Annotated in this window: 13 protein-coding genes and 1 pseudogene; 5 read left to right on the top strand and 9 right to left on the bottom strand. The window is 66.3% G+C overall.

Annotation, left to right across the window (positions count from 1 at the left end; all coding sequences use genetic code 11):
• Positions 1–9: 9 nt before the first annotated feature.
• Entirely contained in the window at positions 10–789 is a 780-nt protein-coding gene (locus LAQ74_RS14205; RefSeq protein WP_224333189.1) for a 23S rRNA (uridine(2552)-2'-O)-methyltransferase, read from the top strand.
• A gap of 33 nt (positions 790–822) precedes the next feature.
• Here the strand turns inward: LAQ74_RS14205 and LAQ74_RS14200 are convergent, their stop codons facing one another.
• The 4 genes from LAQ74_RS14200 to LAQ74_RS14185 form a co-directional block, all read right to left on the bottom strand.
• Positions 823–1,005 carry a hypothetical protein gene (locus tag LAQ74_RS14200; RefSeq protein WP_224333188.1) on the bottom strand — a complete coding sequence of 61 codons (183 nt, stop codon included), beginning with the start codon at positions 1,003–1,005 and terminating at the stop codon, positions 823–825.
• 146 nt (positions 1,006–1,151) lie between these two features.
• Positions 1,152–1,856, bottom strand: a complete 705-nt coding sequence (locus LAQ74_RS14195) for a queuosine precursor transporter (RefSeq protein ID WP_224333187.1) — start codon at positions 1,854–1,856, stop codon at positions 1,152–1,154.
• Positions 1,849–2,064 carry a ribbon-helix-helix domain-containing protein gene (locus LAQ74_RS14190; protein WP_224333186.1) on the bottom strand — a complete coding sequence of 72 codons (216 nt, stop codon included), beginning with the start codon at positions 2,062–2,064 and terminating at the stop codon, positions 1,849–1,851. The genes LAQ74_RS14195 and LAQ74_RS14190 overlap by 8 nt, the downstream gene beginning before the upstream one ends.
• Positions 2,065–2,219: 155 nt before the next feature.
• Positions 2,220–4,409: a twin-arginine translocase subunit TatC gene (locus LAQ74_RS14185; protein WP_224333185.1), complete on the bottom strand. Its 2,190-nt coding sequence runs from the start codon at positions 4,407–4,409 to the stop codon at positions 2,220–2,222.
• Between the two features lie 279 nt (positions 4,410–4,688).
• Here LAQ74_RS14185 and tatC point away from each other — a divergent pair.
• A pseudogene (gene tatC / locus LAQ74_RS14180) lies at positions 4,689–5,408 on the top strand (twin-arginine translocase subunit TatC); the annotation flags it as partial.
• A 48-nt stretch (positions 5,409–5,456) separates the two neighbouring features.
• Here tatC and LAQ74_RS14175 read toward each other — a convergent pair.
• Both LAQ74_RS14175 and larE read right to left on the bottom strand, forming a co-directional pair.
• Positions 5,457–5,885 carry an SRPBCC domain-containing protein gene (locus LAQ74_RS14175; RefSeq protein WP_224333184.1) on the bottom strand — a complete coding sequence of 143 codons (429 nt, stop codon included), beginning with the start codon at positions 5,883–5,885 and terminating at the stop codon, positions 5,457–5,459.
• 168 nt (positions 5,886–6,053) lie between these two features.
• Positions 6,054–6,959 (bottom strand): ATP-dependent sacrificial sulfur transferase LarE, encoded by a 906-nt coding sequence (gene larE, locus LAQ74_RS14170; RefSeq protein ID WP_224333183.1) that lies wholly within the window; start codon positions 6,957–6,959, stop codon positions 6,054–6,056.
• A 164-nt stretch (positions 6,960–7,123) separates the two neighbouring features.
• On the opposite strand from larE, the gene LAQ74_RS14165 reads away from it, so the two are divergent.
• The 3 genes from LAQ74_RS14165 (at position 7,124) to LAQ74_RS14155 (ending at position 10,824) form a co-directional block, all read left to right on the top strand.
• Complete coding sequence (locus tag LAQ74_RS14165) at positions 7,124–7,468, top strand: hypothetical protein (protein WP_224333182.1); 345 nt, start codon at positions 7,124–7,126, stop codon at positions 7,466–7,468.
• An 81-nt stretch (positions 7,469–7,549) separates the two neighbouring features.
• Entirely contained in the window at positions 7,550–9,568 is a 2,019-nt protein-coding gene (locus LAQ74_RS14160) for a MutS-related protein (RefSeq protein ID WP_224333181.1), read from the top strand.
• 128 nt (positions 9,569–9,696) lie between these two features.
• Complete coding sequence (locus tag LAQ74_RS14155) at positions 9,697–10,824, top strand: ORC1-type DNA replication protein (RefSeq protein WP_224333180.1); 1,128 nt, start codon at positions 9,697–9,699, stop codon at positions 10,822–10,824.
• A gap of 6 nt (positions 10,825–10,830) precedes the next feature.
• On the opposite strand, the gene LAQ74_RS14150 is transcribed toward LAQ74_RS14155, so the two are convergent.
• The 3 genes from LAQ74_RS14150 to LAQ74_RS14140 form a co-directional block, all read right to left on the bottom strand.
• Entirely contained in the window at positions 10,831–11,463 is a 633-nt protein-coding gene (locus tag LAQ74_RS14150) for a DUF2238 domain-containing protein (protein ID WP_224333179.1), read from the bottom strand.
• Entirely contained in the window at positions 11,460–12,035 is a 576-nt protein-coding gene (locus LAQ74_RS14145) for a hypothetical protein (RefSeq protein ID WP_224333178.1), read from the bottom strand. Before LAQ74_RS14145 ends, LAQ74_RS14150 begins: the two co-directional genes overlap by 4 nt.
• A gap of 113 nt (positions 12,036–12,148) precedes the next feature.
• On the bottom strand, positions 12,149–13,672 hold the full coding sequence (locus LAQ74_RS14140) for an HAD-IIA family hydrolase (RefSeq protein ID WP_224333177.1): 1,524 nt from the start codon (positions 13,670–13,672) through the stop codon (positions 12,149–12,151).
• Positions 13,673–13,701 lie beyond the last annotated feature (29 nt).

Raw genomic sequence — 13,701 nt, 5'->3', positions numbered from 1 at the left:
CCCCGGCAAATGGCGCGCAAAGACGAATACTACAACAAGGCCAAACAGCAGGGCTACCGCGCCCGCTCGGCCTACAAACTCCAGCAGCTCGACGAGACGGCGAACCTCCTCCACCGGGGGGCGTCGGTCGTCGACCTGGGGGCCGCCCCCGGCGGGTGGCTGCAGGTCGCCGCCGAGGCGGTCGGTCCCGAGGGGACGGTCGTCGGCGTCGACCTCCAGCGGATCAAATCGCTCGACGCGGCCAACGTCGAGACGATTCGCGGCGACATGACCGAGGACGAGACGAAGGAACAGTTGTTAAAACTCGTCGGCGAGGACGGCGCGGACGTCGTGATTTCGGACATGGCGCCGAACATGACCGGCGAGTACTCGCTCGACCACGCCCGCTCGGTCTACCTCGCCCGGCAGGCGTTCGAGGTGGCGATGGACGTGCTCGACGCCGGCGGCGACTTCGCCGTGAAGGTGTTCGACGGCCAGGACCTCCAAGAGCTGAAAGACGACATCGAACCGGAGTTCCAGTACGTCCGCGAGGTTCGCCCCGAAGCCTCCCGAAAGCAGTCCTCGGAACTCTACCTCGTCGCCAAGGGTCGCATCACCGCGCCCGTCGCCGTCGGCGAGGAACTCGAACTCGACATCACCGACACCGGAGCGGAGGGCGACGGTATCGGCCGCGTCGACGGCTTTACGCTCTTTGTCTCCGACGCCGAGGCGGGCGAGACGGTCCGCGTCCGAATCACCGACGTCAAGCCGAAGTTCGGTTTCGCCGAGCGCGTCGGCGACGACTCGTAGTTCGTCGCCGACTCCGGAGGACGCGTCGCCGACTCAGCGCACCACGACGTCCAGCGCCAGCTCGGTTCGACACGCCTCGCCGGGTCGGGGGCGGCCCCCACACCGGCCGACGGCGACGATATCGCCGAACGGCAGATAGCGGTCGCAGTTCGGGCAGTTGATGCCGCCTTCCATCCAGTCGCTCTCGGTCAGTCGGATACGACGCACGGAACTCATGGCTCCCGTTGGCTACTGGCGGCGATAAGTCCCAACTCGGGTTTCCGAGACGGTCCCGGTGAAAAGGGTGTTCACGGCGTCGAGCGATGCCGAAACCGGGTTCCGAGATTTGTGACCCGCGGTCACGACGCGGAAATCGGTTGCTGCTACGCCGAAGCCATCTGCCCCTCGCCGTCCGACCGCCGGAGAACGCCGACGAGGGCGTAGACGAACGGCGTGTCCGCGATAGCGATGAGCAGTTTCAGGAGGTACTGTCCGACGACGAGCGAGATCACGACCGGAACCGGCGTCGCCTCGCCGATGCCGAGCACCGCCGGCGCGACGAGGAAACCGACCGTGACGAAAAGCACCGTGTCGAGCGCCTGACTCGTCGCCGTCGACGCGACGTTGCGGAGCCAGAGGTGGTCACCGTCGGTCGCCTCGCGGATGCGGTGGAAGACGAGCACGTCCCAGTTCTGGCTGACGAGGTAGGCGACGAGGCTCCCGAGGACGATGTTCGCGCTCGGACCGAGCACGGCGGCGAACTGCCCGGCGAACTCGGGGTCGAGCGCGGGCGCGGCGATGGTTCCGGCGACCAGCGCGAGCACGACGAGGTTCATCGCGAAGCCGACGTTCACCATACGCTGGGCCGCTTCTCGCCCGTAGAGTTCCGAGTAACAGTCGGAGGCGAAGAACGTCAGCGCGTACGCCAGCGCCGCGCCGGGGAGCGCGAGGCTGTCGCCGACGACCGGCAGCGACACCGGCAAGCCGAACGCGAGCAGTTTCGCGGCGGTCAGTTGCGCGGTGACGAGCGCCGTGACGAACAGTCCGACGAGCGCGACTTCGCCCGTCGCCAGGCGCGACTCACGCACGGTCGTCCTCGCTGTCGTCGTCCCCACCGACTCCGTCGTCGTCCGCTAACCGTCCGTGTCGGTCGTCTATCTCGTCGAGGAGGTCCAGCGTCTTGCGAATCGACGCTCGGATGGCATCGCTTCGGTTGACGAACTTCTTGTCGTCGCCGACGTGTTCGTCGAGGTCCGCGAGCAACTCGTCGGGGACTTCGACGCTTATCTTGGCCATACCCGCCATATCGAAGGCGGCCACTTACGTGTTACACTCTCGGTCCGCCGTCCGGTGGCAAAATCGGCCGACTGCGGTGGGTTCTGTCATCGTTTTTCCGGAAGATCGGCTGTCGCACCCAAACGGCGCGCGGGCGACGTGGACGGCCGCTCGCCTCAGGCGTCGCTGCTTCCGGGCGCGGGCGCGAGGTCGCGCCGTCCGCCGAACGTCAGCACGAACAGCACGGTGAGACCGACGGCGTAGGCGACCATCAGCGGAATCGTCACCATGAACATCGTGATGATGTCTGCCGGGGTGAACAGCGCCGCGACGGTGAGAATTCCGACCGTGACCTCCCGCCAGCGCCCGCGCATCCGGCGGTACGAGAGGCCGATTGTGTTGAGAAGCACCATCAACACCGGGATGTCGGCGAGGATGCCGATGCCGGCGGTGGTGAAGAAGATGAGCCAGAAGAAATCCGTAATCTGATAGCTGATGACGACGTTCGCCGCCAGCGCGTCGGCGGCCAGATACGAGATGACCGCCGGGGCGATGTAGATGTAGCCGAGGTAGAGGCCGCCGAGGAGTCCGGTGAGCAGTACGCCGGCCCACCCGAAGATGACGATTCGGTGGCCGCGGACGAAGTTCCGCTCGCGGAGGGCGGGCCACGCGAAGAACGCCAGAAGCGGCAGCGTCGCGATGACGGCGATCAGCGTCGAGAACTTCACCTCGAAGATGAGCGCCTCGACGGGGTGCAGCGTGATGACGTTCACCTGGTCGATGTCGAAGGCGGCGGGCATCTGTGCGAGGAAGCCGTCGAAGATGGTGCCGATACCGCCGCTGTAGAGCCACGCGAACGTCCCGGCGAGGACGAGCATGAACCAGCCGATGATGATGAACGACCGCGAGCGGAGACTGTCGAGGATGAACGCGACATCCTTGTAGTAGCCGCCGATGTCGTCCTCGTCGCGTTCGCCGTCGGTGAGTCCCTCCAGCAGCGTGCCGCTGGCTCTCGACGCTCTGTCGCCCACGTCGTCGTTGACGCCGGGGACGCTGCCTTCACCGTCCGGTTCTTCGTCACGGCTCTCCTCGGCCTCGTCGAACCGGTCGAGGATGGCCTGCGCCTTCGCGTTGTCGCCGTCGTCGATGGCGGCGCTGGCGTGGTTCATCGCCTCCTCCTCGGTGAGGTCGGCGAACGCCTCCGGCGGGGCCGCGCGGACGCCCGCCGCGTCGAGGTCCGCGAGGTCGATGGCCGCCGGTTCGCCTGGCCGGCCGCCGACCTGCGGTCCGGCGGTCGCTTCGATGTCGCGGTAGATTCCGTACAGGAGTCCGAGCAGGAGACCGACGACGCCCGCGACAGCGGAGTAGAGGAGGATGGTCGTCTCCGAAGCGAACGGGAGCTGTTGGCCTACTGGTACCACGCGGTAGGTGCTGCCGAGCCACGCCAGTCCGCGGTTCACCTGCCCGATACCGCCGTAGCTGTAGAAGGCGTACACCGCTCCGCCGAACAGCACCGCGGCGCCGAGGACGACGTTCCACTGTGTGCGGACGGTGCGACCGAGATTTATCTGCTGGCTCCCGCGCTTTGCGGTGACGACGACTTTCGCGAGGTAGAGGCTCGCACCGTAGAGGACCAGCAGCGGCACGGCCCACATGATCTGGGTGAACGGGTCCGGCGGCGAGAAGAACGCCCCGAAGACGAAGATGAGAACCGTCGCGTGCCGCCATTTGTCGCGGAACGTCTCGTACGGGACGATGCCGCTGTAGGAAAGCCCCGTGATGGCCAGCGGCATCTGGGCGGCGAAGCCGAAGGAGAGCGTGAGCAGGAAGATGAACTGCGCCCACTTCACGATGGAGTAGCGCGGGTCGAAGCCGACGGAGATGGCGTTGCCGGCGAGGAACTTGAACATGATCGGGAAGAACAGCGAGTAGCCGTAGAGCAGCCCCGCCGAGAACAGCGCCGTCGCCATGAGACCGATGAGGACGAGTTTCCACGGTTTCACCGGCGACTGCGGCCACATGTCGCGCTCTCTGAGCGCGTCGCGGGAGAAGTAGACGAATATCGGGAGCGCGACGATGATACCGGCGACGATGCTTATCTTCCCCTGGAGCAAGATGACGTCGAACGGCGTCTGTGCAATGAAGCGGACGTTCTCGGCCGTCGCCGCGTTCATCCGCGCTTCCGTGACGTTCTTCAGGAACTCCCAGACCCAGAGTTGGAGCGCGTAGAACGTCCCGAGAAAGCCGATGAGAAAGACGATGAAGACCTTCTGGAGGTCTTTCTGGGCCGAGCGCAACATCGCGCCGGCCGTTTCCCGCCCCGCGTCGAGCGTCTGGCGGGTGTCCTCGTCGAGGGCGCTAGACATACGTATAGGAAAGCTCTCTCGCGGTTATCAATCTTTTCTCACCGACTCGCCGACGCGCAGATGAATAAGGCCTATAACGGCACCGGGTCGTAGTTGAGATGAATGGGCGAGGAAGCGAACTCGACGCCCGGCTTCTCCGAGGTGTCCACGGACTCCACTGTCGAGTCGGCAGAGACGGCTGACGCCGACGTTGCGACCCACGAGACGCCCGAGACCGACGAGACCATCGCTCCGGAATCGAGCGACGGATCCGCCGACGACGGCGGACTGTTCGGTGACGGTCCGTCCTCCGACCAGGAGATGCCGCTCACCGAGCACATCGAGGAGATGGTACGCCGCCTCGGCGTCGTCTTTCTGTTCGGCGGCATCGCCACGCTCGTCGCCTACCCGTTCGCGGCCGACCTCATCAACTATCTGTGGGGGTCGTACATCCCGAACCCGGCGCAGAACCGCCCGCACGTCTACGGCCCGCTCGAACTCATTCTCACGGAACTGAAGGTGGCCGGACTCGCGGGCGTCATCGTCGGCCTCCCCATCTTCGTCTACGAGACGTACCGCTTCATGCGCCCCGGACTCTACCCCCGAGAGCGCCGCTACTACCTCGCCGCTATCCCGACGAGTCTCGTCCTCGCCGTCGTCGGCGCGGCGTTCTCACACTTCCTCGTCCTTCCGTTCGTCTTCGACTACTTCACGGTGTACACGACCAGAGCCGTGGAAGTCGCCTTCGCGCTGCAGGACACGTTCAACCTCATCGTCCTCCTGACGGCGTACATGTCCATCGTCTTCCAAATTCCGCTGTTCATCATGCTCGCGGTGATGATGAACCTCGTCACCCGACTCTGGATGGAGGACAAGCGCCTGCTGTTCTGGGGGGCGTTCGCCGGCATCTCCTTTATCGCGACGCCGGACCCGACGGGGATGGCGCCTATCATCGTCGCCGTCACGATGATATTCCTGTTCGAGGGGACGCTCGCGCTGCTCCGGTGGACCGGGAACTGACGCCCCTGTCCGCCCCGGACGCTCTTTCGGCATCTCGACTTCTCGGGCTTACTTCGACTGCGACTCCACGCGCCGCTTGAGCGCGTCGTTCATCCCGCGTAACCCGTCGTCGAGCGCGTCGCGTCCGGGGAGCATCGCCGTCGCCGCGCCCCGGACGTTCGCCGTCTGTTCGAGTCGCGTCCGCCCCGCCGGGAGCGGCTTCAACCTGAACTCGTGGTCGATGGCGTACGCGCCGGGAATCGGCGAGCGCGCCCGCCAGTGGATGCGCCGGTTCGGTTTCACTGCAGTCACTTTCGCGGGGAACTGCATCGGCGAGACGCCTTTCGGGTCGAGTTTCACCGAGAGCTTCGAGCCCTCCTTCGGTCGCCCCTTCACGCTGAGCGTGGGGTTCCACGCGTCGTACTCGTCGAAGTCGGTGAGGACGCGCCAGACGGCTTTCGGCGGTGCGTCGACCTCTATCACCTCGGTCTGTTTCATCTGGCTCAACTACTCGCTTCACGCGGTTCAACCCTCGCGAGCGTCGGAAAACCAGTCTATCGTGCGGATGTGACTAGTTCGCCACGATCGGCGTCCACCGTCGACCCAGTCGGCCTCGTGGATCGCCCTGTCGACCGTGTGAACTACGCAGTCGAGTTCACGGGCCGCTCAATCGTCCTCGCCGACGGGATACTCCCGTGCGAACACGTCGGCGACGAGCGGTTCGTCCTCGGCGTCCTCGTCGTCGCTCCCACTTTCGCCGTACGCGTCGTTCGCCGGACTGACGCTCCCCGTGGCGTAGCCGTGGAGGTCCAACGTCACGTGGTCGAACCCGACCTCGGAGAGGTGTTCTCGCGCCGCGCGGACGAAGTCGGCGTCGAGCGCCCGCTCCAGCTCCGGTTCGGCGACTTCGATGCGCGCGAGACCGTCGTGGTCGCGGACGCGGAACTGCGAGAACCCCCACGTCCGGAGCAGTCGCTCGGCTTTCTCGACGCGGGTCAGTCGCTCCTCGGTGACTTCGAGTCCCGTCGGAATCCGCGAGGAGAGACACGCCATCGACGGTTTGTCGGCGACCGAGAGACCGTACCGGTCGGCGATTTCGCGGACTTCCGCCTTCGTGACGTCGTGGGCCAGAAGCGGCGAGAACACTTCGAGCTCCTTCACCGCGCGGAGTCCCGGCCGGTGGCCCTCGCCGGGGTCGGAGGCGTTCGTCCCGTCGCAGACGCTGTCGATGCCGAGGTCACGGGCCGTCTCGTACATCTTGCCCAGACGCATCGTCCGGCAGTGGTAACACCGCTCGCCGTCGTTGGCGACGAAGTCGGGGTTGTCGAGTTCGGAGAAGGAGACGAGTTCGTGGCGGATGCCGATTTCCTCGGCGACGCGCACCGAATCCTCCAACTCCTCGGCCGGAAGCGTCTCGCTCTTGGCGGTGCAGGCGACGGCGTCGTCGCCGAGGGCGTCGTGTGCCAGCGCGGCGACGACGCTCGAATCGACACCTCCGGAGAACGCGACGACGACGCCGTCGCGTTCGGCGAGGTCCGCTTTCACGGCTTCTACCTTCGCGTCGAGGCTCATGCGCCGTCGTTGACGGCCTGCGGTCAAAAGCGCGTTGTCACCGGCACGTCGAGTCGGTTCGCTTCGCCCAACCCGACCACTCGTACGGCCTTCGATGGCTTTCGACGCCCGACAGTTCAGGCCCAACGCTGACGACGCTCGGCGTGGAACACACCGTGAGAACGATGACCGACTACGAACTGCACGAACCCGACTTCTCGGGCACGACCGAAGCGGAGTGGGACGCCCCGCAGAAAGAGGACTTCGACACCGACGACCTCTCGGAGATAGCCGACCACTTCCTGCTCTCGGCGTCGGGCTTCCCGCCGGAGAAGTTCACCGACCTCAAACTGCCGGTCGTCGACCCCGACGGCAACCTGAACAAGCGCGCGTTGCAGACCGCGAAGAGCGGCGGCCACGGCGTCGGCGCCATCGACGACATCGACGAGGAGACGAGGGAGGACGTCGAGGATCTCGTCGACGAACTCGCAGCGGAGAACTTCGAGGACGCCGACTTCGACGAGGAGTGACTCACGGGACTCCTCGGCGTCCACGTCGACTCGCGTCGCTCCGCGAACGTTTTTATCACCCGCCGCGGTAATCGCGGGCGAATGGAGTTCGAGGCCATCCCGGGAGTCGGTGAGAAGACCGCCGCCTCACTCGCCGAACTCGACGACGCCGAGGCGGCGCTCAGAGACGGTGACGTGGCGGCGCTCTCGCGCGCCCCGGGTATCACGGAGGGTCGCGCGGCGGCCATCGCCCGTGCGGCGATTCAGGCCGAGCACGGCGACGACGGCGACTTCCTCGCGACCGACCGCGCCCGCGAACTCTACCGCGACGTGCTCGGCTTGCTCCAAGCGCGCGCGGTCACGGAGTACGCCGAGAAACGGCTCGAAACGTTGTTTCCCACCGCCTCGGAGTCGCGAATCGAGGAGGTCCGAACGTTCGTCGAGTCGGCGCTCGACCGGACGCCCGACCCCGCGGTCCTCGACGCGCTCGCCGACGTGGAGGCGTTGCGCGCGCCGCCGAACCTCCGCGTCCGCGAACGCTGTCTCGCGACGGTCGACGCCGAGCGCTACGCCGAGGCGAAAGCCGCGTTCCCGGAACTGTCGATCGAAATCGTCGAGGACGCCCACGGCCTCGCCGAACTCGCGCGGTCGTACTCGACGGTCGTCGCCCTCGACGAGGCGTTCGCGGGCGTCGACGTCGACGGCGACGTGCGCGTCCGCCCGGACGCCCCCGAACATCCCGAGGAAATCGTCCCCGAACGCCTCCTCGCCTTCTTTGCCGAAAACCGCGAGCGACTGCTGGCGGCCGTTTCCGTCCACGAGGCCGCCGACATCGACCCGGCGTGTTCGCCCGAACGACTCCGTGACGCCCTCGCGCGCGTCGACGAGAACGGCGAACTCGTCGGCGACCAGGAACTCGACCGACTCACCGCCGCCGTTTCCGACCTCGACGCCGCGGTCTCGACCGCGGAGTCCGCAGCTAACGACCATCTCCGGACGGCTATCAGCGAGCAGGACGTGACGATACAAGGCCAGGACTTCCTCTCGTTGGTCGAACAGGGCGCGCGCGTCGACAGCCTCCTCTCGCGCGAACTCGCCGACGAGTACGACACCGCCGTCGAAACGGCCCGAGACCACCTCTCTGACGCGCTCTCGCTGGAAGAGGGCGAGTACGACCTCGCCGAGCGCGTCTTCGGCGGCGACCCCACCTTCCCGGTCGGCCACAACGAGGAGGCGGTCTCGCGGCTGCGAACCGAACTGAAAGCGGGTCGCGACCGGCGCGCGGCGACGCTGAAAGCCGACCTCGCCGACGACCTCGCGGCGCTCAGAGAACCCGTCGAGACGCTCGTCGCCGACGCGCTCGAACTCGACGTGGAACTCGCCGTCGCCCGCTTCGCCCGCGACTTCGACTGCGTGCTCCCCGAGTTTTCTGGCTCTGGATTCGAGTTCGAGGGCGGCCGGTCGCCGCTTCTGGACGTTTCGTTCGCCGACGTCGACCCCGTCGACTACGGCGTCTCCGGCGTGACGCTGCTCTCGGGGGTCAACAGCGGCGGGAAGACCTCGACGCTCGACCTGGTCGCCGTCGTCGTCATCCTCGGGCAGATGGGACTGCCCGTCCCGGCCGAGCGCGCCCGCCTCGAACGCGTCTCCGAACTGCACTACTACGCGAAGAGCCAGGGAACGCTCGATGCGGGGGCGTTCGAGAGCACGCTTCGCGACTTCGCGACACTAACGACCGGTGCGTCGGGGCGCCTCGTCCTCGTCGACGAACTGGAGAGCATCACCGAACCCGGCGCGAGCGCCCGCATCATCGCCGGTATCCTCGAAGCGCTACACGAGCAGGGGACGACGGGCGTGTTCGTCTCGCACCTCGCCGACGAGATACGGGAGGCCGCCGACTTCGCCGTCGCCGTCGACGGTATCGAGGCTGTGGGCCTCGTCGAGGGCGAACTCCGGGTAAACCGCTCGCCCGTCAAGGGCCACCTCGCGCGCTCGACGCCCGAACTCATCGTCGAGAAGCTCGCGGGGGAAGCGCGGGACGACGCCGAGCGGGCGAACGCCAGCGGCGACGAGGCGGCGTCGCGCCGCGGGTTCTACGCGCGTCTGCTGGAGAAGTTCTGAGTCACCGGACGAACATTCTGATTGTTTTAACTGTATTTTATGCCTCCGTTGGGGCTTCTGACGACCAGTTTCACTTCCACTCCGGGGGTGGCAAACGGTTAAGTAGCCACCGAAGCGTGGTGAAAGTGATGGCTGACGACCCCGACGGGGGGATGCTCTCGTGGGACGAGACGGTGTTCAGAGACGAACACGTCTTCGAGATAGACTACGTTCCAGAGACGTTCCACCACCGCGAGAGCCAACTGCAGAGCCTGCAGTACGCGCTTCGTCCCGCCGTTCGCGGTGCGCGCCCGCTCAACACCATGGTTCGCGGTCCGCCCGGCACCGGGAAGACGACGGCCGTCCAGAAACTGTTCGGCGAACTCCGCGGCCAGACCGACGTGCGGACGGTTCGGGTCAACTGCCAGGTCGACTCGACGCGCTACGCCGTCTTCTCCCGGCTGTTCGAGAGCATCTTCGAGTACGAACCCCCCTCGTCGGGAATCTCCTTCAAGAAACTGTTCGGCCAGATCACCGACCGACTCGTCGAGGAGGACGACGTGCTCGTCGTCACGCTCGACGACGTGAACTACCTGTTCTACGAGAACGAGGCCTCGGACACGTTGTACTCGTTGCTGCGCGCCCACGAGGCGCACAGCGGCGCGCGTATCGGCGTCATCATCATCTCCTCGGACCTCTCGCTCGACATCATGGACGAACTGGACACGCGCGTCCAGAGCGTCTTCCGGCCCGAGGAGGTGTACTTCCCCGTCTACGACATCGACGAGATCGTCGACATCCTCCGCGAGCGCGCCCGCCTCGGCTTCCACGACGGCGTCATCGGCGCGCCCGAACTCGACCGCGTCGCCGAACTCACCGCCGAGAGCGGCGACCTGCGCGTCGGTATCGACCTGCTCCGCCGGGCGGGGCTGAACGCCGAGATGCGCGCCTCACGGACGGTTACTCTCGAAGACGTCGAACAGGCCTACGACAAGTCGAAGTACGTCCACCTCTCGCGGAGTCTGCGCGGGCTGTCGGACTCCGAACGCGCACTCGTCGAGGTGCTCGCCGACCACAACGGCGAGCGGGCGGGCGAGGTGTTCGAGGCGTTCCACGCCGACACGGGACTGGGCTACACGCGCTACTCCGAAATCATCAACAAACTCGACCAACTCGGCGTCATCGAGGCGAACTACGCCAGCGTCGAAGGTCGCGGTCGGTCGCGGACGTTGACGCTGTCGTACGACCCCGACGCGGTGTTGGACCGGTTGGAGTAGTCGCGTTCACTCGTCCATTTCGCGCGCCAGCGCCGCCGGGAACCGCGTTCTGACCTCGCGGACGAGCAGCGCGACGAGCACCGCTCCGACGCCGTTCGAGGTGAAATCCAGCGCGATGTCTCGAACGCCGTGAATCGCCAGATACGCCTGCCCGCCGAACACCCGCGCCGCCACCTCCGTCGAGAACTCCATTATCTCCCAGAGGACGCCGAACGCGAGCACGAAGATGAACATATACACGTAGACGAACTCCTCGGGGAACTCCACGTCGTCGGAGTGCAGTTCCAGCGCCCGCGTGACCGCGTAGCCACAGCCGGCGATGACACTCCCCGAAAGCACGTGCGTCAGTTGGTCGTACCAGCCGAAGGCGTCGTAGAGGCCGACCATCCCGAGTGTGTGCAGGAACACCGCCGCCGTCACCCACAGCGTCAACCCGGCGTTCATCGGGAGTCCGTAGTCGCGGCGCAACACCCCCGGGACGAGCGTGATGAGAAGCGGCAGCGTCCCGTTGACGACGAGTCCGAACTGGCCGGTGACGAGGCCGTAGCCGGCGATTCCCGCCAAGACGAGTTGCATCAGTCGAGCCGTGCCACGCTGGTAGGCGGGCGGGATACCGAGGCGGTCGGTGAGTAGACTCATCGGCGCTCACCCCGGTCGAGACGACGCTCGACGCCTTCGTCGATGACTTCGTGTAAGCCGGACTCGAACGCGATGCCGACGACTACCCCCACGGCCGTCGCGCCGACGAGTTCCCACATCACGGGGTCGACGCCGCCGAGGTACGACGTGCCGAAGAACGCGTCGGAGACCCATCGCAGCACCGTCCACACCGCCCCGACGGCCATCGTCGTCGTCGCGACGAACGCCGCCGAGAACCGCGAGGACATCTCGACGTCGGTGAACGCCTGCAGGTCGACGACGAGAATGAGCGTCACGGAGACGACCCAGACGTACGTCGCCACGACATCGTACGGCGTGAACCGCTGCCCGAGCGCCGCGAGGGCGGCTAGTCCGACGACGGGCCACGGGAGCGTCGCGCGTCGCTCCCGGGTGAGAATCGCCGGGGCGGCGGCCAGTACCGCCGAAAGGAACGCGAACACCGCCGTCGCGTCTGCGCCGCGCAGGAGTCCCGCGACGCCGACCACGACCAACAAGGCGACGAGCAGCCACGAAACGACTACCTCTGTTTCACTTCTCGACAGTCCGAACATAGCTCCGTATTCGCGCACCGGCGTTGTAACTCCACCCGCCGGTTCTCACCGCGTGCTTGGCGGTTCGCCACCTCCGGTCTCGGGCGAACGGTTCGGGTTTTCCGTCCTCGACCTCAGAGGAACTCCGAGAGCGTCGCTATCGACGGGGCGACCAACGACGGGGAGATATCGCTGGCCTCGACGTCGGCGCGGTCGGCGTCGCCGGTGAGCACGCAGACGGACTCACAGCCGATTCGGTCGGCCATCCGGAGTTCGGTTTCGAGTCGGTCGCCGACGACGACCACGTCCTCCGGTTCGTAGCCGTACTCTTCTATCGTCGGCAGGAGCATCTCGGGGTTGGGTTTGCCGAAGACGTGCGCCGGGGGGCGACCGACGGCCGTCTCGACGAGTGCGCCGATGGAGCCGCAGTCGGGAATCGGCCCCTCGTCGGTCGGACAGACCGCGTCCGGGTGAGCGAGCAGGAACTCGGCCCCGTCGTGGATGGCGAGCGTCGCGCGGCGGACTTTCTCGTAGGTGAGTTCGGTGTCGAAGCCGACGACGACGTGTGTCGGGTCGTCGGACTCGACGGCGAACCCCCGTTCACGAAGCGCGTCGCGCATCGCCTCGGTACCGACGACGTACGTCTCGTCGGTGCCGACCGATTCGAGGTAGGCGATGACGCCGTCCGTCGAGAGGATGACCGACTCCGGCGTCGCCGAGATGCCGAGATTCCGGAGTTTCTCGACGTATCCCGGTTTCCACCGCGAGGAGTTGTTCGAGAGGAAGAACACGTCGACGCCGGCCTCCCGGAGTTCGGTGACGATTTCGGCCGCGCCGCCGATGAGTTCGTCGCCGAGGTAGACCGTCCCGTCGAGGTCGAAGAACGCCGCCCGCTTCTCGTCGAGCGGGCGTAGCGACGCGAACCGGAGGTCGGCCGCCGCGAGGTCATCGAGGTCGTCGATTTCGACCCAGCGCGCGCCCGCGATGTCCACCGGCTCGACGTCGAAGCGGCCGCTTTTCAGCAAGCGGTCGATGGCGAGTTCCGTCCACCCGCCGTACTCGCCGTGCTGTTCGACGCTCCGCTCGATCTCGTCGAACAGCGCCGCCGAGAACGCCCCGGAGAACCGGTAGAGGTCGATGGAGACGGCGTGGGCCTCCGAGTCGGTGTACTCCTTCGAGATACTGGAGATGCAGTCACGGTCGTCAGCGGTCACCTTCATCGCCTCCTCGGAGAACAGCGAGGTGTCGCAGGCGATGGCGCTGTCGGCGTCGGCGGCCGCCAACTGCTCGACCACCTCGGGGTCGAACACCACGTCGCCGTTGCTCAGGAAGAACGGTTCGCCGTCGAGAAGCGGTTCGACGAGCGACAGCGAGTACATGTTGTCGGTGTTGGCGTACACCTCGTTTTCGACGACGGTGACCGAGAACGCGTCGTACTCGGCGGCGACACCCTCTGCCAACGCCCGCGTCTTCTCGCTCAGGTAGCCGGCGACGACGACGACTTCGTCGAGGCCCGACTCGGCGTACGCGCGCAGTTGGTACTCGAGAATCGGCGTTCCGTCGACGGTGACGCTACATTTCGGTTTGCGAAGCGTTATCGGTCGGAGTCGAGAGCCGATGCCCGCAGCGAGAATGACTGCCGTTTCTGGAAATGTCATTCTCTATGTGTACCACGCCCGGGACAATA

Origin of the sequence: Haloprofundus halobius (assembly GCF_020097835.1) — an archaeon.
Lineage (GTDB): Archaea > Halobacteriota > Halobacteria > Halobacteriales > Haloferacaceae > Haloprofundus > Haloprofundus halobius.
The sequence above is the reverse complement of the archived record's forward strand: the minus strand, read 5'-3'. Positions and strand labels throughout refer to the sequence as shown.

Bases quoted from the DNA above. Each gene is read 5' to 3' on its own strand.
- LAQ74_RS14205 (WP_224333189.1), top strand. From the start codon at position 10: ATGGCGCGCAAAGACGAATACTACAACAAGGCCAAACAGCAGGGCTAC.
- LAQ74_RS14200 (WP_224333188.1), bottom strand. From the start codon at position 1,005: ATGAGTTCCGTGCGTCGTATCCGACTGACCGAGAGCGACTGGATGGAA.
- LAQ74_RS14190 (WP_224333186.1), bottom strand. From the start codon at position 2,064: ATGGCCAAGATAAGCGTCGAAGTCCCCGACGAGTTGCTCGCGGACCTC.
- LAQ74_RS14185 (WP_224333185.1), bottom strand. From the start codon at position 4,409: ATGTCTAGCGCCCTCGACGAGGACACCCGCCAGACGCTCGACGCGGGG.
- LAQ74_RS14175 (WP_224333184.1), bottom strand. From the start codon at position 5,885: ATGAAACAGACCGAGGTGATAGAGGTCGACGCACCGCCGAAAGCCGTC.
- larE (WP_224333183.1), bottom strand. From the start codon at position 6,959: ATGAGCCTCGACGCGAAGGTAGAAGCCGTGAAAGCGGACCTCGCCGAA.
- LAQ74_RS14165 (WP_224333182.1), top strand. From the start codon at position 7,124: ATGACCGACTACGAACTGCACGAACCCGACTTCTCGGGCACGACCGAA.
- LAQ74_RS14160 (WP_224333181.1), top strand. From the start codon at position 7,550: ATGGAGTTCGAGGCCATCCCGGGAGTCGGTGAGAAGACCGCCGCCTCA.
- LAQ74_RS14155 (WP_224333180.1), top strand. From the start codon at position 9,697: ATGGCTGACGACCCCGACGGGGGGATGCTCTCGTGGGACGAGACGGTG.
- LAQ74_RS14150 (WP_224333179.1), bottom strand. From the start codon at position 11,463: ATGAGTCTACTCACCGACCGCCTCGGTATCCCGCCCGCCTACCAGCGT.
- LAQ74_RS14145 (WP_224333178.1), bottom strand. From the start codon at position 12,035: ATGTTCGGACTGTCGAGAAGTGAAACAGAGGTAGTCGTTTCGTGGCTG.
- LAQ74_RS14140 (WP_224333177.1), bottom strand. From the start codon at position 13,672: ATGACATTTCCAGAAACGGCAGTCATTCTCGCTGCGGGCATCGGCTCT.